This is a genomic window from Haemophilus parainfluenzae, assembly GCF_900638025.1.
GTDB classification, from domain to species: Bacteria; Pseudomonadota; Gammaproteobacteria; order Enterobacterales; family Pasteurellaceae; genus Haemophilus_D; species Haemophilus_D parainfluenzae_J.
On the sequence record NZ_LR134481.1, the window covers coordinates 333883 to 358556 of the forward strand.

General features: G+C 40.7%; 20 protein-coding genes. 11 read left to right on the forward strand and 9 right to left on the reverse strand.

Going from position 1 to position 24674, the window contains the following annotated elements:
• Positions 1 to 40 precede the first annotated feature (40 nt).
• Positions 41 to 1225 carry a Na+/H+ antiporter NhaA gene (gene nhaA, locus EL215_RS01705; RefSeq protein ID WP_049357834.1) on the reverse strand — a complete coding sequence of 395 codons (1185 nt, stop codon included), beginning with the start codon at positions 1223 to 1225 and terminating at the stop codon, positions 41 to 43.
• Positions 1226 to 1436: 211 nt separating this feature from the next.
• On the opposite strand from nhaA, the gene brnQ reads away from it, so the two are divergent.
• The gene (brnQ, locus tag EL215_RS01710; RefSeq protein ID WP_126469777.1) at positions 1437 to 2738 is read left to right on the forward strand and encodes a branched-chain amino acid transport system II carrier protein; all 1302 of its coding nucleotides are present in this window, start codon (positions 1437 to 1439) and stop codon (positions 2736 to 2738) included.
• 65 nt (positions 2739 to 2803) lie between these two features.
• On the opposite strand, the gene rlmB is transcribed toward brnQ, so the two are convergent.
• The 3 genes from rlmB to rpsT all read right to left on the reverse strand — a co-directional run bounded on the left by rlmB (position 2804) and on the right by rpsT (position 6333).
• Positions 2804 to 3544 (reverse strand): 23S rRNA (guanosine(2251)-2'-O)-methyltransferase RlmB, encoded by a 741-nt coding sequence (gene rlmB, locus EL215_RS01715; RefSeq protein ID WP_126469779.1) that lies wholly within the window; start codon positions 3542 to 3544, stop codon positions 2804 to 2806.
• Between the two features lie 16 nt (positions 3545 to 3560).
• The gene (gene rnr / locus EL215_RS01720; protein ID WP_126469781.1) at positions 3561 to 5906 is read right to left on the reverse strand and encodes a ribonuclease R; all 2346 of its coding nucleotides are present in this window, start codon (positions 5904 to 5906) and stop codon (positions 3561 to 3563) included.
• 163 nt (positions 5907 to 6069) lie between these two features.
• Positions 6070 to 6333 carry a 30S ribosomal protein S20 gene (gene rpsT / locus EL215_RS01725; RefSeq protein ID WP_005695217.1) on the reverse strand — a complete coding sequence of 88 codons (264 nt, stop codon included), beginning with the start codon at positions 6331 to 6333 and terminating at the stop codon, positions 6070 to 6072.
• Between the two features lie 266 nt (positions 6334 to 6599).
• Between rpsT and murJ the strand changes: the two genes are divergently transcribed.
• Genes murJ through ileS form a run of 3 tightly spaced genes read left to right on the forward strand, consistent with a single transcriptional unit; the run spans position 6600 to position 12009 of the window.
• The gene (gene murJ, locus EL215_RS01735; protein WP_126469783.1) at positions 6600 to 8174 is read left to right on the forward strand and encodes a murein biosynthesis integral membrane protein MurJ; all 1575 of its coding nucleotides are present in this window, start codon (positions 6600 to 6602) and stop codon (positions 8172 to 8174) included.
• A gap of 50 nt (positions 8175 to 8224) precedes the next feature.
• The gene (ribF, locus tag EL215_RS01740) at positions 8225 to 9151 is read left to right on the forward strand and encodes a bifunctional riboflavin kinase/FAD synthetase (protein ID WP_126469785.1); all 927 of its coding nucleotides are present in this window, start codon (positions 8225 to 8227) and stop codon (positions 9149 to 9151) included.
• Positions 9152 to 9183: 32 nt separating this feature from the next.
• A complete protein-coding gene (gene ileS / locus EL215_RS01745) occupies positions 9184 to 12009 on the forward strand; it encodes an isoleucine--tRNA ligase (protein WP_126469787.1) in 2826 nt (941 codons plus the stop codon).
• Positions 12010 to 12127: 118 nt separating this feature from the next.
• Here ileS and purB read toward each other — a convergent pair whose 3' ends face one another.
• Together purB and hflD are read right to left on the reverse strand one after the other, a co-directional pair.
• Complete coding sequence (purB, locus tag EL215_RS01750; protein WP_126469789.1) at positions 12128 to 13495, reverse strand: adenylosuccinate lyase; 1368 nt, start codon at positions 13493 to 13495, stop codon at positions 12128 to 12130.
• A gap of 16 nt (positions 13496 to 13511) precedes the next feature.
• Positions 13512 to 14135 (reverse strand): high frequency lysogenization protein HflD, encoded by a 624-nt coding sequence (hflD, locus tag EL215_RS01755; RefSeq protein ID WP_111315812.1) that lies wholly within the window; start codon positions 14133 to 14135, stop codon positions 13512 to 13514.
• A gap of 140 nt (positions 14136 to 14275) precedes the next feature.
• Between hflD and trpS the strand changes: the two genes are divergently transcribed.
• The 5 genes from trpS (at position 14276) to deoD (ending at position 18644) form a co-directional block, all read left to right on the forward strand.
• The gene (trpS, locus tag EL215_RS01760; protein ID WP_126469791.1) at positions 14276 to 15280 is read left to right on the forward strand and encodes a tryptophan--tRNA ligase; all 1005 of its coding nucleotides are present in this window, start codon (positions 14276 to 14278) and stop codon (positions 15278 to 15280) included.
• 55 nt (positions 15281 to 15335) lie between these two features.
• The gene (locus EL215_RS01765) at positions 15336 to 15626 is read left to right on the forward strand and encodes a YfcZ/YiiS family protein (protein WP_049357819.1); all 291 of its coding nucleotides are present in this window, start codon (positions 15336 to 15338) and stop codon (positions 15624 to 15626) included.
• A 32-nt stretch (positions 15627 to 15658) separates the two neighbouring features.
• Positions 15659 to 16447 carry a 4Fe-4S cluster-binding domain-containing protein gene (locus EL215_RS01770; protein WP_126469793.1) on the forward strand — a complete coding sequence of 263 codons (789 nt, stop codon included), beginning with the start codon at positions 15659 to 15661 and terminating at the stop codon, positions 16445 to 16447.
• 105 nt (positions 16448 to 16552) lie between these two features.
• Positions 16553 to 17800: a NupC/NupG family nucleoside CNT transporter gene (locus tag EL215_RS01775; RefSeq protein ID WP_126469795.1), complete on the forward strand. Its 1248-nt coding sequence runs from the start codon at positions 16553 to 16555 to the stop codon at positions 17798 to 17800.
• 127 nt (positions 17801 to 17927) lie between these two features.
• Positions 17928 to 18644 carry a purine-nucleoside phosphorylase gene (deoD, locus tag EL215_RS01780; RefSeq protein WP_126469797.1) on the forward strand — a complete coding sequence of 239 codons (717 nt, stop codon included), beginning with the start codon at positions 17928 to 17930 and terminating at the stop codon, positions 18642 to 18644.
• Positions 18645 to 18714: 70 nt separating this feature from the next.
• Here deoD and greB read toward each other — a convergent pair whose 3' ends face one another.
• A complete protein-coding gene (greB, locus tag EL215_RS01785) occupies positions 18715 to 19191 on the reverse strand; it encodes a transcription elongation factor GreB (RefSeq protein WP_126469799.1) in 477 nt (158 codons plus the stop codon).
• Between the two features lie 105 nt (positions 19192 to 19296).
• Here greB and EL215_RS01790 point away from each other — a divergent pair, with 105 nt between their 5' ends.
• Together EL215_RS01790 and EL215_RS01795 are read left to right on the forward strand one after the other, a co-directional pair.
• Positions 19297 to 21609: a Tex family protein gene (locus EL215_RS01790; RefSeq protein ID WP_126469801.1), complete on the forward strand. Its 2313-nt coding sequence runs from the start codon at positions 19297 to 19299 to the stop codon at positions 21607 to 21609.
• 102 nt (positions 21610 to 21711) lie between these two features.
• Complete coding sequence (locus EL215_RS01795; RefSeq protein WP_049357812.1) at positions 21712 to 22092, forward strand: hypothetical protein; 381 nt, start codon at positions 21712 to 21714, stop codon at positions 22090 to 22092.
• 137 nt (positions 22093 to 22229) lie between these two features.
• Here the strand turns inward: EL215_RS01795 and EL215_RS01800 are convergent, their stop codons facing one another.
• Positions 22230 to 23321, reverse strand: coding sequence for an ElyC/SanA/YdcF family protein (locus tag EL215_RS01800; RefSeq protein WP_126469803.1), 1092 nt, complete (start codon positions 23319 to 23321; stop codon positions 22230 to 22232).
• Positions 23322 to 23391: 70 nt separating this feature from the next.
• Complete coding sequence (gene glpC, locus EL215_RS01805) at positions 23392 to 24669, reverse strand: anaerobic glycerol-3-phosphate dehydrogenase subunit GlpC (protein WP_049357807.1); 1278 nt, start codon at positions 24667 to 24669, stop codon at positions 23392 to 23394.
• Between the last annotated feature and the right edge of the window lie 5 nt (positions 24670 to 24674).

Consider the following 24674-nt stretch of genomic DNA (forward strand, 5'->3'; position numbering starts at 1 on the left):
TCCTTTGCTAAGCTTAGCAAAGGATTTTTAAGAAGCGCGATTATCTTGGTAATGCTGTTGTTTTTTTCAATGTGATATATCCCAAAATCGCAGAAACAGTAGAACCTAATAAGATGCCTAAGCGAGAAAGGGAATTAATGCTTTCTCCCGCATCCGCATTAAATGCAAGACTTGCTAAGAACATAGACATAGTAAAACCAATACCGCATAAAATAGCTACAGCAAAAATTTGTTTGAAGTTAATGCCTTGTGGAAGTTTTGCAATACCAAGTTTAACGGAAAGGTAACTGAAACCAAATACGCCAAGAGGCTTTCCTAGAAGTAATCCAAGAGAAATCGCAAGCAATAATGGTGATGTCAGCATGCTGAAATCAATACCATCAAAGCTTACCCCTGCATTGGCAAACGCAAATAATGGTAAGATAACAAAGGATGACCAAGGGGCAAGAATATGCTCAAAATCATGTAATGGCGTTTCACCATTTTTACCTTTCAATGGAATGCAAAATCCGATAATAACACCCGCAAGAGTCGCGTGTACGCCTGATTTTAATACGGAAGCCCATAAGATGGTTCCTACTACCATATAGGCGCAAAGAGCGGTCACTTTTAAGCGATTTAATGCGATAAGTACAACAATAGCAATCGCAGCAAAGATCAGTGCCTGTACACTCAATCCGTGTGAGAAAAATAGTGCAATGACGACAATCGCACCTAAGTCATCAATAATGGCTAAAGCAAGTAAAAAGATTTTTAATGGGAGCGGTACTTGTTTACTTAATAGTGCCATGATACCAAGTGCAAAGGCAATGTCTGTTGCCATTGGAATTGCCCAACCATCGGCTAAAGTGGGATCTTGTTGAGTAATCAAAACGTAAACTAATGCTGGAATAACCATGCCTCCCACGGCTGCAATAGCTGGGAAAATGGCTTGTTGATAGCTTGAAAGGGAACCCTCAAATAACTCTTTTTTGACTTCCATTCCGACTGAAACAAAGAATACAGCCATAAAACCATCATTAATCCAGTGGATTAAAGTTTTATCAATTGAAAAAGATCCGACTTTAATGCTAACAGGTAAATTTAAAAAGTCATTATAGGTTTGATTGAGTGGTGAATTGGCCAAAAGCATTGCGACCACTGCTGATAAAAGTAATAAAATTCCGCCAGCTGATTCCAATTTGAAAAAACGCTGAATTTGTTGAGTCAAACTCAGTTTATGCATTTATTCTCTCCTAAAAAATAATAAAAAACGAATAAAGTTTGGATACTATCATAAATTTACTGATTTTTGGGAAATGCTATCCGTAAATATTCGTTAATCGAGCTCTTTATTTAGCTAAAACGATGATTTTTTGCATATTTTTGCTTCCACATTTGGAGTTAATCGTCATTTAGAGTAGAATTCAAAATCCATTTATTCGTCAAGACTGCTTATGTTTTCAAAAAAAGATATTATCGTATTAGGTATGATGATTTTTGCCTTATTTTTAGGCGCAGGAAATATTATTTTTCCTCCGATGGAAGGTTACACCGCAGGTAACCATTGGGCAACAGCCTCCATGGGGTTTATAATAACTGGTGTGTTAATGCCATTTATCACCTTAGTTGTGGTATCGGTATTAGGACGTGGTGAAGAGCTAACAAAGGATTTACCCAAGTGGGCAGGCGTATCCTTTTTAACCATTCTTTATTTAGTGATAGGCTCCACCTTTGCCATGCCTCGAATTACCAATGTGGCTTATGAAATGGCATGGTTACCATTAGGGCTTGCGGAAGATAGCACGAATGCCCGCCTCATTTTCTCTGTCATTTTTAATATTATTGCGATGGGATTCATGATTCGTCCAAGCACAATTATTTCAACTGTGGGTGAAGTGATGACACCGGCATTGTTGGTCTTATTACTTGTTGTTGGGATCACCGTTTTTGTTTCACCGCTTTCTGATATTGTTGCACCATCTCAGGCGTATGCTGAGAATTCAGCATTAACCACAGGGTTAATTAGTGGTTATCAAACGATGGATGTACTGGCAGCGATTGCTTTTGGTGGCATTGTTGCACGGGGGTTATCTGCAAAAAATGTAACGAATCCGCAAAAGATTGTTCAATATACCATTTCAGCGGGTTTCGTATCTGTTATTTTATTAGGTTGCTTGTATTTTGCCTTATTTTACTTAGGAGCGACTTCTGATGCCGTGGCACAAGGCGCAACAAATGGCGGACAAATCTTCTCTCGTTATGTGAACAGTTTATTCGGCACAGCGGGAACCTGGATCATGGCGGGTATTATTACTTTAGCAAGTCTAACCACATTAGTGGGCGTAACCAGTGCGTGTGGTGATTACTTCTCCAAGTTTTCGACGCGTTTTTCTTATCCATTTTGGATTATTTTCTTCACAACGATGACAATAATTATTTCACAATATGGCTTAACAAAATTACTCCGAGTGACGATTCCTGCCTTATTGTTGATTTACCCAATGGCGATCATGTTAATGATTTTACAGCTTGTGCGTAATAAATTGCCTTCTATTAGATTGAGCTATTACACCACTATTTTTGTGACGGTTTGTTTTAGTTTAATTGATAGTTTGAAAAACTTGGATATGTTGCCAGAAGGCTTACATCAAATCATGACTCATTTCCCGCTCTATTCACAAGAGCTTGCCTGGCTTGTACCCGCATTATGTACTTTAGTGCTTTCCATGATATTCGGGAAAACGATTTCAAAATAATAAAAATGCCGACAATGATTTGTCGGCATTTTTTATATCAAGTGCGGTCGTTTTTTCACGCATTTTTAGGCGGCAAGACGTTGTCTCACAATTTCAAATAAACATACGCCAGTCGCAACGGAAACATTCAGGGATGAAACTGAGCCCGCCATTGGAATACTAATGAATTGATCACAATGCTCACGAGTAAGACGGCGCATGCCTTCACCTTCCGCCCCCATCACTAAGGCTAGAGAACCAGTGAGTTTACTTTGGTAAATGGTTTCTGTTGCTTCGCCGGCCGTCCCTACTACCCAAATATTATGAGTTTGTTGTAGATCTCGCAAAGTACGAGCTAAATTGGTTACGCGAATTAATGGCACAGTCTCCGCAGCACCGCAAGCCACTTTACGTGCGATAGAAGTGAGTTGAGCCGATTTATCTTTTGGCACGATGACTGCACTCACACCAGCTGCATCCGCAGTACGTAAACAGGCCCCTAGGTTATGGGGATCCGTCACGCCATCAAGCACCAATAAAAGTGGATTTTGTTTACGAGTAAGAAGTTCATCCAGATCATGTTCATTCAGCTCTTTCGCTTCTTGCACACGCGCAATCACACCTTGATGTACTTCACCATTGGATTTTTTATCTAATGTTTGACGATTTACAAATTGCACCGCAATGCCTAAAGCATATAGCTCATTGAGTAAGGGGTGTAGGCGTTTATCTTCACGGCCTTTCAGCACAAATACTTCAATTAAACGCTCAGGGCTATTTGCTAAAATGCTGTTTACAGCATGGATACCATAGATATTTTCTGACATAGGGTTCTCTTATTTATTATTTCTTCCGTTTTCTCGTCGGCTTCTTAGAAACGTCTTTATTTTTAACCGCTCTTTTACGTTTTTTTGACGCTTTAGGTGGCAGTTCCTTAAAGACTTTTTTTGACTTTTGTTTCGCCGTTTTTCCCACACGACGTGGTTTTCTGGCACTTTCGACTAAACTGAAATCTACCATTTTTTGTTCTAAATGAACGGCGACCACGCGAATTTTTACTTTATCGCCAAGGCGGTAGATCATACCACTATTTTCACCGATTAAACGTTGTTTTGCCGCATCAAATTGATAGTAGTCGTTATCTAAAGTGGAAATATGGACTAAGCCGTCAATGAATAAATCATCTAAACGTACGAATAAGCCAAAGCCCGTTACAGATGAGATCACTCCGCTAAATTCAGCACCTACGTGATCTTGCATATATTCACATTTCAGCCAATCTGCTACTTCACGAGTGGCATCATCGGCACGGCGTTCTGTCATCGAGCAGTGATCACCTAATAAATCCATTTCATCAAAAGAATAATGATAGCCACCAGTATCTGTGGTTTTACGTTTAGCACCTTTTTCTTTCGCTAATAAATACTTAATTCCACGGTGAAGAGTTAAATCTGGATAACGACGAATTGGGGAAGTGAAGTGTGCATATTCTTCTAACGCCAAACCAAAGTGACCGATATTATCCGCATGATAAACCGCTTGACTTAATGAACGAAGCAACATGGTTTGGATAAGCTCGTGATCCGGGCGATCTTTCACTTGCTCTAACAATTTTGCATAATCTTTTGTGGTCGGTTTCATGCCGCCTTCAAGACTTAAACCGCATTCACTTAAGAATGCACGGAAAGACGTCAGTTTTTCTTCGCTTGGTGTGGCATGAATACGATAGAGTGCTGGCTCTTTATGTTTTTCCATAAAGTTTGCTGCTGCAATATTTGCAAGAATCATGCATTCTTCAATGATTTTGTGCGCATCATTTCGAACAACAGGTTCAATGCGATCAATTCGTCCCATGGCATTGAAAATAAATTTGGTTTCGATGGTTTCAAAATCGATGGCACCACGTTGTTTGCGTGCATTGAGTAATGCTTGATAGAGATGATGCAATTCTTCTAAATGTGGTACTAGCCCTTGATAACGGATGCGAAGTTCATCATCACCGTCTAAAATTGCCGCGACTTTCGTATAGGTTAAACGTGCATGAGAGTTCATTACCGCTTCATAAAAACGATAGTCCGTGAGTTTACCTTTTGCAGAAATGTGCATTTCACACACCATACATAAGCGATCAACTTGTGGATTCAGTGAACATAATCCGTTCGATAAAATCTCCGGCAACATTGGCACAACACGATTAGGGAAGTAAACGGAGTTACCTCGGTTATAAGCTTCAGTATCTAATGCAGAACGTAAACGCACATAATAGCTGACATCGGCAATCGCCACCCAAAGTTTCCAGCCTTTACCGCTTTTTTCGCAATATACGGCATCATCAAAATCGCGTGCATCTTCGCCATCAATGGTCACCAGTGGCAGATTGCGTAAATCCACACGACCTTTTTTGGCTTCTTCAGGCACTTCTTCCGTGAATTTTTTAACGTATTTTTCGACCGCACTTGGGAATTGGTGAGGAATGTCATGATTACGAAGGGCGATCTCCACTTCCATTCCTTTTGCCATATTGTCACCCAGAATTTCGGTGATGATGCCAACAGGTTGAGTAAAGGAGGCAGAACGTTCCTGCAATTCAACTACGACAACTTGCCCCATTCGTGCACCATTGCGGTGTTCATTAGGGACTAAAATATCTCGTCCGATACGACTGTCATCAGGCACCACATAGCTAAAGCCATTTTCTAAGAAGAAACGGCCGACAATTTGTTTTTTACGACTTTCAAGTACGCGAACAATACGGACTTCGCGACGACCACGGCGATCTAAGCCTGCAGGTTGCGCTAACACAAAATCACCGTGCATTACACGTTGCATTTGGTGATTAGGAATAAAGAGATCCTCTTTTTTGCCTTCGACTTGTAAAAAGCCATAGCCTTCGCGATGGCCAATAACTATGCCTTTGAATAAATCTAATTTTTCAGGCAAGGCATAGCGTTTACGTTTAGTGAAAACTAACTGTCCATCATTCTCCATGGCACGCAAGCGACGACGCATGGCTTCTTGTTGTTCGTCACTTTTAATTGAAAGTGCGGTCAAAATTTCTTCCCGACTCATCGGGGCATTATTTTCACGAATAATTTGCAGAATGTAGTCTCTGCTTGGGATCGGATTACCATATTTGGCTAATTCTTTTTGATAATTCGGATCCGCTTTTTTAAAAGATTTTTTGGTCATTTATTATAGTTTATTTTATGATTAATTTTTTAAGTTGTGGGGTAGTTTACAGGTTAAAGGGGGGAATGCAAGCTCGTTATAGGGCGTTTGTGGCAGGACGGTTTACGGCAAACAAAAACCGCACTAAAGTGCGGTTTATTTTTAAGCTGTTTTAATGCTTTAATTACGCTAATTTTTTGATTTGAGCAGCTAATTTAGCTTTGTGGTTTGCTGCTTTGTTAGCGTGGATTAAGCCTTTAGAAGCCATACGGTCAACAACTTTTTGCATTTCAACGAATGCTGCTTCAGCTGCTGCTTTTTCACCTGCTGCTACTTGAGCATATACTTTTTTGATGTAAGTACGCATCATAGAGCGTTGGCTTGCGTTGTGTTGGCGGCGTTTTTCAGATTGAACCGCGCGTTTTTTTGCTGACTTGATATTAGCCAAGGTCAAACTCCTAAAATTTCTGATAGATGATTATGACAAAATAAGGGCGTAGAATATGCCGATTTTTTATACTTTTGTCAATGAATAATTTGTGTTGATTTCGGTGAGACACAACCGAAAGTAAGCATCGTTATTTAAAAAAAGCGCTTTCTATTGGCTCACACAAACGATGTGGGCAGGATTTTATCAGTTTTTTTCGTTGGAATATAGCGTAAAAACAAAAATTCTATACAATTAAGGCAAATTTTTTTGAAGAGCCCCCTATTTTGAGTAAACGACTTTTAAAATCCGGTATTATCGTGAGTGGGATGACATTAGTCTCCCGTGTGTTAGGTCTAGTCCGCGATGTGGTAATAGCACATTTGATCGGTGCAGGCGCGGCGGCAGACGTGTTTTTATTCGCTAACCGTATCCCAAACTTTTTACGTCGTTTATTTGCGGAAGGGGCATTTTCTCAGGCTTTTGTCCCTGTGTTAGCCGAATATCAAAAATCGGGCGATCTTTCTAAAACCCGTGAATTTATTGGGAAAGTGTCGGGTACGCTAGGCGGTTTAGTCAGTATTGTCACCTTGCTTGCTATGGTGGGATCACCTGTTGTGGCGGCGATCTTTGGGATGGGCTGGTTTACCGATTGGCTAAATAACGGACCCGATGCACACAAATTTGAACAAGCGTCTTTACTCTTAAAAATTACTTTTCCTTATTTATGGTTTGTCACCTTTGTGGCACTTTCCGGCGCGATTTTAAATACTATAGGCAAGTTTGGTGTGATGTCGTTTTCGCCTGTTTTACTCAATATCGCGATGATTGCGACCGCACTTTTCCTCGCACCAAGATTAGACAATCCCGATCTTGCCCTTGCTATCGGGATCTTCTTAGGTGGTTTATTACAATTTTTATTCCAAATTCCTTTTTTGAAGAAAGCAGGCTTGCTCGTCAAGCCAAAATGGGCATGGCATGATGAAGGGGTAGCCAAAATCCGTCGATTGATGATTCCTGCCTTGTTCGGGGTTTCTGTGAGTCAAATCAACTTATTGCTTGATACGGTCATTGCTAGTTTCTTAATGACGGGATCTATTAGTTGGCTTTATTATTCTGATCGTCTATTAGAGTTTCCACTTGGGCTATTTGGTATCGCAATTTCCACGGTGATTTTACCGACACTTGCTCGCCATCATGTGAATCGAGAAGATAATTCTTCCCAAAGTGCGGTTGATTTTCGCAACACAATGGACTGGGGCGTACGAATGATTTTATTACTTGGTGTGCCTGCCGCGATTGGTATTGCCGTGTTAGCCCAACCGATGTTACTCGTATTGTTTATGCGTGGCAGTTTTACCTTAACAGATGTGTATGCAGCCTCTTATTCTTTATGGGCATTCAATGCGGGTTTACTTAGCTTTATGCTGATTAAGATCTTGGCTAATGGCTATTACGCACGGCAAGACACTAAAACGCCCGTGAAAATCGGGATTATCGCCATGGTGAGCAATATGGGCTTTAATGTGTTGGCGATTCCATTTAGTTATGTGGGTTTAGCGATTGCTTCTGCCATGTCAGCAACCTTAAATGCTTATTTGCTTTATCGTGGTTTAGCTAAAGAGGATGTATACCATTTTTCACGTAAAAGTGCGGTCTTTTTTCTGAAAGTTTTAGGTGCAGCCTTAGCCATGGGCGGTTTGGTTTGGTATAACAGCCCGTCGATTCAAGAATGGGCAGCCATGACATTTTTAATGCGTATCTATTGGTTGGTTTGGTTAATTGGACTGGCTGCGGTCGTTTATTTAGGCGTATTGGCGCTCTTGGGTGTTCGTAAACACCATTTACTGACAAAACATTAAGTTACCGCTATAATGCACCGATTATTTTTCGTTTTTTGGAATAAGATGTAATGCAATTAATTCGTGGGCTTCATAATTCACCGCCATATTTGTCAGGGTGCGCATTAACCATTGGCAATTTTGATGGGGTGCATTTGGGGCATCAGGCGATTTTGCGTCATCTTCGTCAGAAAGCGAATGCGCTGAATTTACCCATGGCGGTGATGCTTTTCGAACCACAACCGCGAGAATATTTTATGGGTGACAAAGCCCCTGCGCGCTTAATGCGTTTAAGAGATAAATTGCATTATTTGGCTCAGGCGGGTGTGGATGTGGTGATCGTCGCGAAATTTGACCGCTCTTTTGCTGATCTACCCGCAGAACAATTTATTGAAGATTGGCTTGTACGCAAATTAAATGTGAAGTTTCTCAGTATCGGTGATGATTTCAAATTTGGTGCGAAACGTTTAGGCAATTTTGCGATGTTGCAACAAGCCGGAAAGCAGTTTGGTTTTGAAGTAGAAGACAGGCGCACCTTCTGTTTAGATGAGTTACGTATCAGTAGCACCGCTATTCGTGAAGCGTTGGCTAAAGATGATTTACAGCATGCGGAAAATTTACTCGGTAAGCCTTATCGTATTTTTGGACGAGTGATACATGGCAATAAATTAGGGCGAACCATTGGTTTTCCTACCGCGAATGTTCGCTTACATCGCCAAGTGAATCCAGTAAAAGGGGTTTATGCGGTGAAAGTGCGGTTAAAATCGGGCGAGATTTTTAACAGCGTTGCAAACATGGGAAAACGCCCAACTATTAACGGTACGATACAATTATTAGAAGTCCATTTATTTGATTTTTCTCAGAATATTTATGGGCAAATGGTCGAAGTGGAATTCTGCCAGAAGATTCGAGATGAGATAAAGTTTCCGTCTTTTGAAGCGTTGAAAGTTCAAATTGAACAAGACGTAAAAACAGCAAAAGCATTTTTTGCAAAATAGAATTATATTGAAATATAAAATTGGAAAATAACATGACAGTTGATTACAAAAACACGTTAAATTTACCTGAAACAGGTTTCCCTATGCGTGGCGATTTAGCCAAACGCGAACCTGTAATGTTAAAAAATTGGTATGACAAACAGTTGTATCAAAAAATCCGCCAAGCGACGAAAGGTAAAAAATCCTTTATTTTGCACGATGGCCCTCCGTATGCGAACGGCAATATTCATATCGGTCACGCCGTTAATAAAATTCTGAAAGATATTATTGTTAAATCTAAAACTGCATTAGGTTTTGACTCGCCTTATATCCCAGGTTGGGACTGTCATGGCTTACCAATTGAATTAAAAGTAGAAGGCTTAGTGGGCAAACCAAATGAGAAAATTTCTGCGGCTGAATTCCGGGCGAAATGCCGTGAATATGCAGCGGAACAAGTGGAAGGACAGAAAAAAGACTTTATCCGTTTAGGCGTGTTGGGCGATTGGGATAACCCTTATTTGACCATGAACTTTGATACCGAAGCACACATCATCCGTACACTCGGCAAAGTGATTGCTAACGGCCATTTATACAAAGGATCTAAACCGGTGCACTGGTGTTTGGATTGCGGTTCTTCTTTGGCTGAAGCGGAAGTGGAATACGAAGACAAAGTTTCTCCGTCCATTTATGTGCGTTTCCCGGCGGTAAGTGCGGTAGAAATTGAAGAGAAATTTAACGCTGTAGGCAAAGGTCATGGCAAATTATCTGCAGTTATTTGGACAACAACGCCTTGGACGATGCCATCTAACCGTGCGATTGCAGTAAATGCAGAATTAGAATACAACCTAGTCCAACTTGGTGATGAGCGTGTGATCTTAGCCGCTGAATTAGTGGAATCCGTGGCGAAAGCCGTGGGTGTAGAGCAAGTTGAAATTTTAGGGGCAGTAAAAGGTCAAGCGCTTGAGTTAGTACGCTTTAACCATCCGTTCTATGATTTCACTGTGCCGGTGATTTTAGGCGATCACGTGACTACCGATGGCGGTACAGGTTTAGTACATACCGCACCTGATCACGGTTTAGACGACTTTGTCGTGGGTAAACAATATGACTTACCGATGGCTGGCCTTGTGTCTAATGACGGTAAATTTATTTCAACCACTGAATTCTTCGCCGGTAAAGGCGTATTTGAAGCGAATCCATTGGTTGTTGAAAAATTGCAAGAAGTGGGCAACTTATTAAAAGTGGAGAAAATCAAACACAGCTACCCACACTGCTGGCGCCATAAAACCCCGATTATTTTCCGTGCGACTCCGCAATGGTTTATCGGCATGGAAACACGGGGTTTACGCCAACAAGCATTAGGCGAAATCAAACAAGTTCGCTGGATTCCAGATTGGGGTCAAGCACGTATCGAGAAAATGGTTGAAAACCGCCCTGACTGGTGTATTTCCCGTCAACGTACTTGGGGCGTGCCGATGACCTTATTCGTGCACAAAGAAACCGAAGAACTTCATCCGCGTACTTTAGAGTTACTTGAAGAAGTGGCGAAACGTGTAGAGAAAGCCGGTATTCAAGCATGGTGGGATTTAGACGAAAAAGAATTATTAGGTGCGGACGCAGAAACCTATCGCAAAGTGCCTGATACGCTTGACGTATGGTTTGACTCAGGATCAACCTATTCTTCTGTTGTCGCAAATCGTCCGGAATTTAACGGTCACGATATCGACATGTATTTAGAAGGTTCTGACCAACACCGCGGTTGGTTTATGTCTTCTCTAATGCTTTCTACGGCAACAGACAGCAAAGCACCATACAAACAAGTATTAACTCACGGCTTCACCGTGGATGGTCAAGGCCGTAAGATGTCAAAATCCATCGGTAACATCGTGACGCCACAAGAAGTGATGGATAAATTCGGTGGTGACATTTTACGTTTATGGGTGGCTTCTACTGACTATACCGGTGAAATGACCGTTTCCGATGAAATTTTAAAACGTGCTGCGGATAGCTATCGTCGTATTCGTAACACCGCTCGTTTCTTATTAGCAAACTTAAATGGTTTTGATCCGCAACGTGATGCCGTTAAACCGGAAGACATGATTAGCTTGGATCGTTGGGCGGTAGCTTGTGCGTTAGATGCACAAAAAGAAATTAAAGACGCGTACGATAACTATCAATTTCACACAGTAGTACAACGTTTAATGCGTTTCTGTTCTGTGGAAATGGGCTCGTTCTACCTTGATATTATCAAAGACCGCCAATATACCACCAAAGCAGACAGCCTTGCGCGTCGTAGCTGCCAAACAGCGTTATGGCACATTGCAGAAGCATTGGTTCGTTGGATGGCACCAATCCTGTCATTCACGGCAGATGAAATTTGGGGCTACTTGCCACAAACGGCAACTGCACGTGCAGAATTCGTCTTTACTGAAGAATTCTACGAAGGCTTATTTGGCTTAGGCAAGAATGAAAAGCTAGACGATGCTTACTGGCAACAACTTATTAAAGTTCGTTCTGAAGTAAATCGTGTATTAGAAATCGCCCGTAACGACAAAGTGATCGGTGGTGGTTTAGAAGCAGAAGTAACGGTTTATGCTAACGATGAATATCGTGCATTGTTAGAACAATTAGGCAATGAATTACGTTTCGTGTTAATTACCTCAAAAGCAGAAGTGAAAGCATTAACAGACAAACCTGCGGATGTGGCTGCGAGTGAGTTAGAGGGAATTGCGGTAAGCGTAGCACGTTCTAACGGTGAAAAATGCCCACGTTGTTGGCATTATTCTGACAAAATCGGCGTGAATCCTGAATATCCTACAATTTGTCCACGTTGTGTGGAAAACGTAGCGGGTAACGGCGAAGTACGTCAGTTCGCATAAGCTTAATCTCATAAAGAAAAAGTGCGGTGAAATTGATCTGCACCCCAAAAGTTGGACTAAACAACCAACAATTGAGGTGCAGATTTTTTATGGGTATTATAAAACGCTCTTTTATTTCTTAAAGTTTTTCTACTAACTCAATGGCTGCACCGATGTAGGTGGCAGGGGTGAGTTGTTGTAAACGTGCTTTTTCATCAGCTGGAATATCCAGTTTTTCGATGAATTCACGCATCGCTTTTTCATCAACGCGCTTACCACGAGTGAGCTCTTTTAATTTTTCGTATGGTTTTTCAATACCATAGCGGCGCATCACCGTTTGAATTGGCTCAGCTAAAACTTCCCAGTTTTGGTTGAGTTCATCACGGAGATGTTGTTCGTTCACTTCTAATTTGCTGATACCTTTACGTGTTGCAGCATACGCAATTAAACAATAACCTAAACCCACACCTAAGTTACGTAATACAGTAGAGTCGGTTAAGTCACGCTGCCAGCGAGAAATGGGTAATTTTTGACCAAGGTGAGTCATCACAGCATTGGCTAAACCTAAGTTACCTTCTGAGTTTTCGAAGTCGATAGGATTCACTTTATGCGGCATGGTGGATGAACCAATTTCACCCGCGATAGTGCGTTGTTTAAAGTGATTTAATGCAATATAGCCCCATAAATCACGGTCGAAGTCGATGATGATGGTATTAAAACGTACCACGGCATCAAAGTATTCAGCAATGTAATCGTGAGGTTCAATTTGCGTGGTGTATGGGTTCCAATCTAAACCTAATGAGGTGACAAACTCTTCGCTAAATTTGTGCCAGTTGATATTTGGATAGGCAGATAAATGTGCATTGTAGTTACCCACAGCACCATTAATTTTCCCCAAGATTTCATTTTGTTGGAGTTGTTTGAATTGGCGTTTTAAGCGGTAAACTACGTTTGCCATTTCTTTACCCACAGTACTTGGTGAGGCAGGTTGGCCGTGTGTACGAGAAAGTAATGGAATGGTTTTGTATTCGTTCGCTAAACGGGTGATTTCATCAATCAGTTTTTGCCATTCAGGTAAGAGCACTTCTTCACGTGCTGTTTTTAACATTAAAGCGTGAGAAAGGTTGTTAATGTCTTCAGAGGTACAAGCAAAGTGAATAAATTCAGAGACTTTCGCTAATTCTGGTAAAGCTTCACTTTTTTCTTTTAAGAAATATTCAACCGCTTTGACGTCATGATTCGTGGTGCGCTCAATTTCTTTGATACGTTCAGCATCTTGAAGACTGAATTCTTCCACAATTTTATTAAGGTAATCGTTTGCTTCTTTAGACAAAGAAGAAACTTCTTGGATTTCAGCGGTCGCCGCCAATTTTTGTAACCAACGTACTTCCACGGTGACACGGAATTTGAGCAAGCCAAATTCACTGAAAATACCACGTAATGCGGTGGCTTTATCTTGATAACGACCGTCAATCGGGGAAAGAGCGGTTAATGCGGAAAGTTGCATAAGAGTTCTCCAAGGATTAATTTAAAGTTGAGTAGAGTTGTCGTGCCGCTTGCACTAATTTTTTACGATGAAATAACAGTTGCCATTTGCTGCCGCCGACTTGACGCCACAAAACGGCAGAACGAATGCCGGCAAGCAAACACGCACGAATTTTGTCTTGTACATTTTGTTGCTGTAAATGATATGCCGAACCAATAATATGAATGCGTTTGCCTAAAGGACTAATTGTATCGACATAAATGTTTGCCATGATTGAAAACATCTCATCATCAAATTGATTGTCGTGATAAGAAAGTTGTTCTGGTAAACGGGCAATTCGGCGGCCAAGTTCTTGTTTGATTTCAGGTTGCTTGTTTAATTTACTCTCTAACGCTAACAGGCTGCCCCAATAATTCAACAAATTTTTGTCGTTTAATTGAGTGAGTTGCTCGATAAGTGTGTTTAATCCCACTTTAAGATGTTGAACATCACCGCCAAATACGGCTAATGTATCTTCAGGTTGAGTAATGAGAAGAGAATGAATGGTGGTTTGAAATGCATCTTGGTTATCAACTTCGCCTTTTTGTGCTAATTGACTGATTAATAAGACAGATTGACAAACACCGGCAAGTGCCAGAGCCATATCATTATAATTTTTCATTGGGATTATAGATTGTAAGCTGCAGAAATTTTGGGCGTAATATAGCATTTTTACACATTGTTTTGAACTGAATCATTAAAAAACGCCTTATCTTTTGTTATCATAGCGCCAATTCAATTTACAGAATGAAAGGATAACCAATGACAAAACCAATTGTATTCAGTGGCGTGCAGCCTTCCGGCGAATTAACTATCGGGAATTATTTAGGCGCACTTCGCAACTGGGTGAAAATGCAAGAAGATTATGAGTGTATTTTCTGCGTGGTGGATTTACACGCCATCACTGTACGTCAAGATTCTGCAGCACTTCGCAAAGCCACGCTTGATGTACTTGCCCTTTACTTGGCTTGTGGCATTGATCCGAATAAAAGCACGATCTTCGTACAATCTCATGTACCAGAGCATACTCAACTAAGCTGGGTGTTGAACTGTTATACCTATTTCGGCGAGATGAGCCGTATGACTCAATTCAAAGATAAATCAGCACGTTATGCCGAAAATATTAACGTGGGTTTATTTGATTATCCAGTTTTAATGGCGGCAGATATCTTACTTTACCAAGCGAAAAGCGTACCGGTAGGGGATGACCAAAAACAACATTTAGAAATCACCCGTGATATTGCGGCTCGTTTTAATGCCCTTTACGGTGATATTTTCACGATCCCTGAAATCTTCTTAGGCAAAGCAGGCGCGCGTATTATGTCTTTGCAAGATCCTGATAAAAAAATGTCAAAATCAGATGATAACCGTAATAACGTGGTGACCTTGCTTGAAGATCCAAAATCGGTAGCGAAAAAAATCAAACGTGCGGTAACAGATTCTGATGAGCCACCTGTTGTACGTTATGATGTGCAAAATAAAGCGGGTGTGTCTAACTTATTAGATATTCTTTCTGCAGTAACCGATAAATCCGTGGCAGAGCTTGAAAAAGAATTTGAAGGCAAAATGTACGGCCACTTAAAAACAGCGGTGGCTGACGAAGTGTCAAACTTACTTGCCGGTTTACAAGAACGTTTCTATCAATATCGTAACGATGAAGCACTTTTAGACGAAATTTTACGTCAAGGTGCGGAAAAAGCCCGTGCAAGAGCAAAAGCAACCCTTGACAAAGTGTACGAAGCCGTAGGCTTTGTTGCAGCAAAATAATTTTAAACTTAATAAGCCGTGTTATGTCACGGCTTTTTTAGATAAGGAGAAAAATATGGCCATTCAAACTGAAAAACCAATTGAATGTGTAGGTTGTAATACTTTTGATATGAAATCATTGTTTGATAATAGCGATTGTAGTTTACCTATCGAACAGTTTTACGCCACTCGTCAAGATGCAGAAGGTGCATTGGAATATTTCACGTTAAAAGCACGTGATATCGAAAGTGAACCTTGTCAAATTCAGTCTGAAATTCAACAGGTTGAAGAAGGATATGTGCTTAAAGCGGTGTTCACATTCTGCTGTCAAGCAGAATTAGTGATTTTCCAAATGAAACTTGTGTAAGTGATAACTTACTCTATAAAACCGCGCTATTTGTGACCGCACTTTCGAATATTTATGTTCCCCTGCATCGTATTATTCCTTTCTCTAATGTGGAAGGGCAGGGGAATCGTACCAGTATTTTCTTACAAGGCTGTAAGCTAAACTGCCTTTATTGCCATAATCCAGAAACGATTCCTCGTTATGCGGAAGGGGCTAATCAAGTCAGTTTGCAATATTTGTATGAACAAGTTATGGAGGCTGTGCCTTTTATTCGTGGTGTGACGGTTTCTGGTGGCGAGCCTACCATTCATCATAAAAAGCTCATTCCATTGTTTCAAAAACTACGTAAGGAAGGGCTAACTTGCTATTTAGATAGCAGTGGTTTCTTTGAATTTGAGGCAATTCGTCCTTTAATTGATGTGACTGATAAATTTCTTTTTGATCTGAAGGGAGAAGGGCTTGGTTTACAAAGTTTATGCTTTGATAGACAAAATCGTCAAGGCATTGTCCCTCAAACTATCATCCCCATTCATCAACATATCAAGCAAGAAAATTTAGATCGCAATTTAAAGAACTTAGCACAACTTTTGCCATTAAATAAAGTGGAAGAAGTGCGGTTAGTTTATGTGGCGAATTTTTTTGATTCAGAACAGTTGGTGGAAAAAGTCGCTTCCTTATTGAAAAATTATCAGGATGTTTTGTTCAAAATTATTCGAATGCACACAAAAGGTGCACGAGACGCTGAAGGGCTCACTCCTTATGTCCCAACTGTTGAGCAGACCCAAGAACTTGAAAACTATGCGAAATCTTGTGGTCTGACCAAAATTGTGACCATTTTATAAGCAAACATATCGAAAAGTAGCAAAAATATTCCGACTTTTTACTGAAAAACAAGTAGAATAGGACAATTTTATTCACTTACTTATAGAACCAATCTAGAGGGAAAAATGGGCATTTTAAGTAGCATTTTAGGCATTGTCGTATTACTGATCATTGCCGTCTTATTTTCAAATAATCGTAAGGCGATTAATTTACGTACTGTATTAGGGGCTTTGGCGATCCAAATCGGATTTGCGGCCCTTATTTTGTATGTGCCGTTTGGTCGAGATGTATTACAAGCGACGGCAAATGGTGTATCAAATGTTATCGCCTATGGTAATGAAGGGATTAACTTCGTCTTTGGTGGCTTAGCGGATCCTTCAAATGCCGGCTTTATCTTTGCAGTGAAAGTGTTACCAATCATCGTCTTTTTCTCTGGTTTAATTTCTGTGCTTTATTACTTAGGCATTATGCAAGTTGTCATCAAAGTGATTGGTGGTGCATTACAAGCCGCATTAGGTACATCAAAAGCAGAATCTATGTCTGCTGCAGCGAACATCTTCGTAGGTCAAACAGAGGCACCGCTAGTGGTTCGTCCCTACATTAAAAACATGACCCAATCTGAATTATTCGCCATTATGGCGGGTGGTACAGCTTCTATCGCGGGTTCAGTGATGGCGGGTTATGCAGAAATGGGCGTACCCTTGACTTACTTAATTGCCGCCTCTTTCATGGCTGCTCCAGCAGGTTTATTATTTGCGAAAATTTTATTCCCACAAACTGAACAATTTATCGATAAACAACCTGATACAGACGATAGCGAAAAACCGACTAACGTGCTTGAAGCAATGGCGGGCGGTGCCAGTGCAGGTATGCAATTAGCATTAAACGTGGGGGCAATGTTAATCGCATTCGTTGGTTTAATTGCTTTAATTAACGGCATTCTAGGTGGTGTTGGCGGCTGGTTTGGTTATGGCGACTTAACCTTACAATCAATCTTAGGTTGGATATTCAAACCATTAGCATACCTAATTGGGGTATCTTGGGATGAATCCGCAATCGCAGGCCAAATGATTGGGATGAAATTAGCGGTAAATGAATTTGTAGGTTACCTAGAATTTGCCAAATACTTACAACCCGATACAACTGTTGTGCTAAGTGAAAAAACCAAAGCAATCATTACATTTGCTCTATGTGGTTTTGCTAACTTCAGCTCTATCGCAATCTTAATCGGCGGTATCGGTGGTATGGCGCCAAACCGTCGTGGTGATGTTGCACGCTTAGGTTTAAAAGCAGTTATTGCAGGTACATTAGCTAACTTAATGAGTGCTACTATCGCTGGTTTATTCATCGAATTAAGCGGCGTAGCATTATAATTAAAATGTGGTGAATTTAACCACGCTTTATCTCTCAACACCACGAATCATTCGTGGTGTTGTACTTTAAAACAAGCGAAAACGTTTGCTTGAATGACTTTTTATTTATCTACAAGAGGAAAAAACAATGACTCCACATATTAACGCTCCTGAAGGCGCATTTGCTGATGTTGTATTAATGCCTGGCGATCCGCTTCGTGCAAAATATATTGCTGAAACATTCTTAGAAGATGCGAAAGAAGTGACTAACGTTCGCAATATGTTGGGTTATACCGGTACTTATAAAGGTCGTCGTATCTCTATTATGGGTCACGGTATGGGTATCCCATCTTGCTCAATTTATGCGAAAGAATTAATTACTGAATATGGCGTGAAAAAAATCATCCGTGTTGGTTCTTGTGGTGCCGTACGTATGGACGTTAAATTACGTGATGTCGTGATCGGTCTTGGTGCATGTACAGATTCAAAAGTAAACCGCATTCGTTTCAAAGATCATGATTTTGCGGCAATCGCTGATTTTGATATGGCACAAGCAGCGGTTCAAGCAGCGAAAGAAAAAGGTAAGCAAGTTCGCGTAGGGAATCTCTTCTCTGCAGACTTATTCTACACCCCAGATTTCGAAATGTTTGATGTGATGGAAAAATACGGTATCTTAGGCGTAGAAATGGAAGCAGCAGGTATCTATGGCGTAGCCGCAGAATATGGTGCAAAAGCACTTTGTATCTGTACCGTTTCAGACCATATTCGTACACACGAACAAACTACAGCAGAAGAACGTCAATTAACCTTCAATGATATGATTGAAATTGCGTTAGAGTCAGTATTAATTGGTGATAACGCATAATCTTTCCGATTAATAGAATAAAAAAGTGCGGTCAAGTTTGATCTGACCGCTCTTTTGTTTTCTATACTTGCTATTTTTCATACCAAATTCGGTTTACATAGAGCATCACTTTACCAGAGGGTGTTTCCACATGAATTTCATCATCAACGCCTTTTCCGATTAAAGCGCGTGCGACAGGAGAATCAATGGAGATCCAGTTTTTAGCGGGATCGAATTCATCGCAGCCGACAAGGCGATATTGCTTCACTTCACCTTCTTCATCTTCTAGCTCAACCCATGCACCGAAAAATACTTTGCCTTCTTGTTTCGGGTGGTAATCCACGATTTGTAGCACTTCTAAGCGTTTGGAAAGGAAACGCACACGGCGATCAATTTCACGTAAACGACGTTTACCGTAAATATATTCTGCATTCTCGCTACGGTCACCAAGCGCGGCAGCATCTGAAACGGCTTGGGTAACTTTCGGGCGTTCTTCTTTCCACAAAAACTTAAGTTCTTGGTCAAGCGCAAGCCAGCCTTGACGGGTAATGTAATTTGATTTTGCCATAATGAAAATAAAAGAAATTTTTTGAATTATATTTGAGCCTGTTGTCTAAAACCAGTATTCTATTCTCGTTTTTATCGAATCCTTTCATAACAAAGAAGTATGACAATGTTAAATCAACAAATTAGCCAAATTATTGCGGCAGAATTAACCGTTCAACCCCAACAAATCCTCGCAGCCATTCAATTATTAGATGATGGTAACACCATTCCATTTATTGCCCGTTACCGTAAAGAAGCCACAGGTGGCTTGGATGACACCCAACTTCGTCATTTTGAAACCCGTTTAATTTATTTACGTGAATTAGAAGATCGTCGTCAAACCATTTTGAAATCTATTGAAGAGCAAGGGAAATTGACTGATGAATTGCGTGACAAAATCCATGCGACACAAAGCAAAACCGAATTAGAAGATTTGTATTTGCCGTACAAACCAAAACGTCGCACCAAAGGTCAAATTGCGATTGAAGCCGGTCTTGAGCCATTGGCTGATTTACTTTGGAATGAGCCGAAAAATGATCCTGAAACGGCAGCCGCGGAATTTGTGAACGCAGATAAAGGTGTAACAGATACTAAGGTAGCCCTTGATGGCGCACGCTATATTTTAATGGAGCGTTTTGCTGAAGATGCGGGTTTATTAGCGAAAGTCCGTGATTATTTAGCAAAAAATGCGGTTATTGTATCTAAAGTGATCGAAGGCAAAGAAACGGAAGGCGCAAAATTCCAAGATTATTTCGACCACCAAGAATTATTGAAAAATGTGCCTTCTCACCGTGCATTAGCGATGTTCCGTGGCCGTAATGAGGGCATTTTACAATTAAGCTTAAATGCTGATCCTGATGCGGAAGAGGGAAGCCGCCAAAGCTATTGTGAAGAGATTATTCGTGATTATTTAGATGTACGTTTCACTGGCCAGCCAGCGGATAAATGGCGTGAGCAAGTGATTGCGTGGACATGGAAAATCAAAGTGTCGTTACATTTAGAAACCGAATTAATGGCAAGTTTACGTGAAAAAGCGGAAGAAGAGGCTATTGATGTTTTCGCTCGAAATCTGACCGCACTTTTAATGGCGGCACCGGCTGGCGCAAAATGCACCATGGGCTTGGACCCAGGCTTACGTACGGGGGTTAAAGTCGCAGTGGTGGATAACACGGGTAAATTATTAGATACCACCACCATTTATCCACATACGGGGCGTGAAGCTGAAGCGCAAGTGGCGATTTTCAGCTTAATCCGCAAACATAACGTGGAATTAATTGCCATTGGTAACGGTACGGCTTCTCGTGAAACAGAACGTTTTGCGAAAGAAGTGATTAAAGAAATCAAAGAAAATAAACCACAAACCGTTGTAGTAAGCGAAGCGGGCGCATCGGTTTATTCTGCTTCTGAATTTGCCGCAAATGAATTCCCGAATTTAGATGTATCTTTACGGGGTGCGGTCTCTATTGCACGTCGTTTACAAGATCCATTGGCAGAATTAGTGAAAATCGAACCGAAAGCCATTGGTGTAGGCCAATATCAGCACGATGTAAACCAAACCCAACTTGCGCGTAAACTCGATGCAGTGGTGGAAGACTGTGTAAACGCGGTAGGGGTAGATTTGAATACAGCATCCGCACCATTGCTTGCTCGCGTGGCAGGGATGACAAAAACCTTAGCACAAAACATTGTGGAATATCGTGATGAAAATGGCCGTTTTGAAAGCCGTAGCGAATTAAAAAAAGTGCCACGTTTAGGGCCAAAAGCCTTTGAGCAATGTGCGGGCTTTATGCGTATTGCTGAAGGGAAAAATCCACTTGATGCTTCAGGTGTTCACCCGGAAGCTTATCCTGTGGTCGAAAAAATCTTGCAAGCGACAGCACAATCTATTCAAGATTTAATGGGTAATGCGGGTGTGGTACGCCAACTTGATGCGAAACAATTTATTGATGAGCAATTTGGTTTACCGACCGTCCAAGATATTTTCAAAGAGTTGGAAAAACCAGGACGCGATCCGCGTGGTGAATTCAAGACCGCTGTATTCGCAGAAGGCGTGGAAGAAATCACCGATTTAAAACCGGGTATGATTTTAGAAGGTACCGTCACCAATGTGACTAATTTCGGCGCATTTGTGGATATCGGCGTTCACCAAGACGGTTTAGTACACATTTCATCATTAAGCGATAAATTCATAGAAGATCCACACCAAGTGGTGAAAACCGGCGATATCGTGAAAGTGAAAGTATTGGAAGTGGATGTGCCGCGTAAACGTATTGCGTTGACGATGCGACTAGATGAAAGTGCGGTCAAAAATGACGGCAAATCTGACCGCACTTTAAGTGCCAAACCAAAAAGTAATTCACCTCGCCAAGATCGCAATCCAAGAGGAAATAGTACGATGGGTAATGCCTTTGCCGATGCGTTGAAAAATTGGAAAAAATAATTTCGTCATTTAGATGAACATTGTGGCCAAATAAGCGTACAATAAAGGGGATCTGGTCAATCATCCAATCCCCTTTTTTATTTCAACGAAAGGAATATGCTTATGGAAAAAGGTATTCTTGGGCCGCATGAAGGCAAGGAACTGGAATTAATGTTAAGGGGCGAAAAGCAAGTGGCATTATTCAATGAGCTTGGTATTCCTGACGCCTTTCTCCCTTATCTTGAGCAAGGAATGCTTCATTCAAAAACAGTGCAACGTCATGTAAATGATGTTTGCTTAACTGATTTTATTGTCTATTTACCTCAATCTCTTGCACTCGCTGAACAAATGGAAGTGTTACTTCCTGCAAGCACTGTGAATGGTTTTGATCCAAAAGTGGAACGTGAAATCGGCCGAATTCTTGGCTACCGAGAAAAAGACATCGAATATTATATTCAGCATTTTCAAGATAATTTAGAGAAGTATCGACAGCAATATAGTTAATTGATCAAAATGAAACTAAAACATGTTCAATACTTAGAATATTAAAATAATATTTTGCGATAATTGCCGTTAGCGCCAACAAAAGTGCGGTTCTAAATAGAAAATAGTTTGACCGCATTTTTGTTCTTTGAGAGAGATTAATCTTGTAATAATCCGCTATTAAACATCGACAATCCCATTGTTTTTAAGCTATCGCGATAAATACCCAGCAAATCTTTCTCCGTAATTTTTTGTAACTCATCTAACGGTTTATCTAACGCGGCGACTGTTTCAATCACAAGACCTTGCGGACCGGATTCTTGCGTCGCAATTTCAAATAATGCTTGTCCACGACGAACATGACTACCCGAGCTAATCAATACGGCATGTTTGATTTTATGTTTCGCTAAAGAGTAACGAGAGAAAAGTGCATTTTCGACGGTTGAACGCGCATAGTTATCCGAATAAATACGACTTGCATCAACGCCTTTCTCAATTAACCATTGTTTCATCAAATCCCCTTCGGTTTTATTGTTTTGTGGCACCCCGCCTGTCACAATAATTAACGCATCTGGATTTTGATTCGCAATTTCTAAGGTTTTCTCTAAACGTTGCACTAAAATGTCATGCATGCTGCCGTCTGGATTTAAGGCGTATCCCAATGTAATAATCGCCGATTGTGCCGGTAATTTAGTTTCAAGTTTGTCAGTAATTGGCTGATTAACCGCTTTATCAATCACTGCAAAGACTTTTTCTAATTTGCTCGCACTTTCTGGGGAAAGTTGTTTTAAGCGTTCTAAATGTTTTGTCGCTTCCGCTTGGTTGCCTTTAAAACGATTCCATGCAGCCAAGTAAGTATGTGCTTTCACATCATCTGGCGCCACATCAAGCACTTTTTGGTAAAGCTCAATGGCTTTATCGGTATTGCCGTTATAAATATTGGCATTCGCTGCACCAAACAAAAAATCCACACGATAAGGCTCAAGCTTATACGCTTCTAATAAAAGATCCGCAATACGCTCCATATTGGAAGGAAGTTTCGCGGTAAAACCCGCATTTGAAACACGAGCCGGTGAGTTTTGGATTTTCACTGCTTGTTCAAGCAATTCATCCACAACCTGTCTTTGAGTAAGAAGTTGTTGATAATTTAATTGAGGCTCAAGCACTTTCACTTCTGCCATGCTAGCAAAGCTGTTTACTGCTAGAGATGAAAGCACCGCAAGTAAGGAAACTTTGAAGATTTTTTGCATAATTAATTCCCCATATTGGATTGAATAACCAAAAGAGCGGTCACTTTTTTATCAGTTTCCGCTCTTTTCACTAAGCTTGATTCATCGACATACACAATAAGGTCAATGGATGGATACAAGTCACATTAGATGACATATCGATCTGCCATTTACAAGTTTGGCATTCAGAGATCACGTAATCAAATCCGCCTGCATTGATGTTATCGAATAAGTTTTTACCGATAGATTGGGAAACCTCGTAGTTTTCTTCTTTAAAACCGTATGTTCCCGCGATACCACAACATTGTGATGGCAACATCACCACTTCTAAGCCTGGAATTTGTTTTAACACTTCCAAGGTGTATGGTGCCCAACCTGCTTTATCCACGTGACATGCGGTATGATAAGCCACACGCAATTTCAATGGTTTAAGCGGTAAGGTTTTGCCTTCTTTAAAGAGTTGATATAAGAATGGTGTCACCATGTGAATATGCGGACGAACTTTCGCATTATCGATACCTAAAATATGATGATATTCATCACGTAAATTTAAGGTACAACTTGATGCTTCGCTGATCACATCCAAGCCATTTTCATCCACCATTTTGCTAATGTAATCAGTGTTAAATTGCGCTATTTTCTTCGCACGTTCTGGGAATTGGTTCACGCTTAATGGCAAGCCACAGCATTTTTCTTTTTCCAATAACACCACGCCAATATTCATAGCATTGAACACTTGAATAAATTCTTTACCCAATTGTGGATTATTGTAGTTCACATAACAACCGTGATAATAGGCCACTTTGCGTTCAAATTTTTGTTGGCTTTCCACCATTTTTTTCATATACCAGCTGCGGAACGTACCAAAGGAATATTTTGGTAACGTACGATGGCGGCTAATTTTCAATGCTTTTTCCAACACAAATTTTGTCGCTTTCAAACCAGTGATGGTATTAACAATCGGTGCTAGCGGTGTATTAAGTGAACCCATAATATCGGTGTTACTTAAAATCGCATCACGTAATTTTTGCACGGTTGGCTTGTGTTGTTGAGCAAGGTATTTGTTTCTTGCACGAACGATAATGTCACCAATTTTTACATCAGATGGACAGGCAATTTCACAACGTTTACAGTTAGTGCAGTATTTCAATGCTTCATCATAAAGCTCAGCTGATTTTAGGCGTAAACGCTCACCATCCGGGCCTGATTGTTTTGGACCTGGATAGTTTGGATTTTGACGCGAAACCGGACATACTGCTGTACACGCCGTACATTTAATGCAGCTCTCGAAGCTTTCATCAAAGGCATCATGATGTTGTGGTGCATTAAGGGATTGTTTTGCATTTTCAATTAATTGTTGAATGTTCATAACGC

What these genes read in the sequence shown, in the direction of transcription:
- EL215_RS01790 (WP_126469801.1), top strand. Translation starts at nt 19,297, where the DNA reads ATGTTAAATCAACAAATTAGCCAAATTATTGCGGCAGAATTAACCGTT.
- ribF (WP_126469785.1), top strand. Translation starts at nt 8,225, where the DNA reads ATGCAATTAATTCGTGGGCTTCATAATTCACCGCCATATTTGTCAGGG.
- EL215_RS01765 (WP_049357819.1), top strand. Translation starts at nt 15,336, where the DNA reads ATGGCCATTCAAACTGAAAAACCAATTGAATGTGTAGGTTGTAATACT.
- deoD (WP_126469797.1), top strand. Translation starts at nt 17,928, where the DNA reads ATGACTCCACATATTAACGCTCCTGAAGGCGCATTTGCTGATGTTGTA.
- purB (WP_126469789.1), bottom strand. Translation starts at nt 13,495, where the DNA reads ATGCAACTTTCCGCATTAACCGCTCTTTCCCCGATTGACGGTCGTTAT.
- ileS (WP_126469787.1), top strand. Translation starts at nt 9,184, where the DNA reads ATGACAGTTGATTACAAAAACACGTTAAATTTACCTGAAACAGGTTTC.
- trpS (WP_126469791.1), top strand. Translation starts at nt 14,276, where the DNA reads ATGACAAAACCAATTGTATTCAGTGGCGTGCAGCCTTCCGGCGAATTA.
- brnQ (WP_126469777.1), top strand. Translation starts at nt 1,437, where the DNA reads ATGTTTTCAAAAAAAGATATTATCGTATTAGGTATGATGATTTTTGCC.
- EL215_RS01800 (WP_126469803.1), bottom strand. Translation starts at nt 23,321, where the DNA reads ATGCAAAAAATCTTCAAAGTTTCCTTACTTGCGGTGCTTTCATCTCTA.
- hflD (WP_111315812.1), bottom strand. Translation starts at nt 14,135, where the DNA reads ATGAAAAATTATAATGATATGGCTCTGGCACTTGCCGGTGTTTGTCAA.
- rlmB (WP_126469779.1), bottom strand. Translation starts at nt 3,544, where the DNA reads ATGTCAGAAAATATCTATGGTATCCATGCTGTAAACAGCATTTTAGCA.
- EL215_RS01775 (WP_126469795.1), top strand. Translation starts at nt 16,553, where the DNA reads ATGGGCATTTTAAGTAGCATTTTAGGCATTGTCGTATTACTGATCATT.
- glpC (WP_049357807.1), bottom strand. Translation starts at nt 24,669, where the DNA reads ATGAACATTCAACAATTAATTGAAAATGCAAAACAATCCCTTAATGCA.
- nhaA (WP_049357834.1), bottom strand. Translation starts at nt 1,225, where the DNA reads ATGCATAAACTGAGTTTGACTCAACAAATTCAGCGTTTTTTCAAATTG.
- EL215_RS01795 (WP_049357812.1), top strand. Translation starts at nt 21,712, where the DNA reads ATGGAAAAAGGTATTCTTGGGCCGCATGAAGGCAAGGAACTGGAATTA.
- rnr (WP_126469781.1), bottom strand. Translation starts at nt 5,906, where the DNA reads ATGACCAAAAAATCTTTTAAAAAAGCGGATCCGAATTATCAAAAAGAA.
- greB (WP_126469799.1), bottom strand. Translation starts at nt 19,191, where the DNA reads ATGGCAAAATCAAATTACATTACCCGTCAAGGCTGGCTTGCGCTTGAC.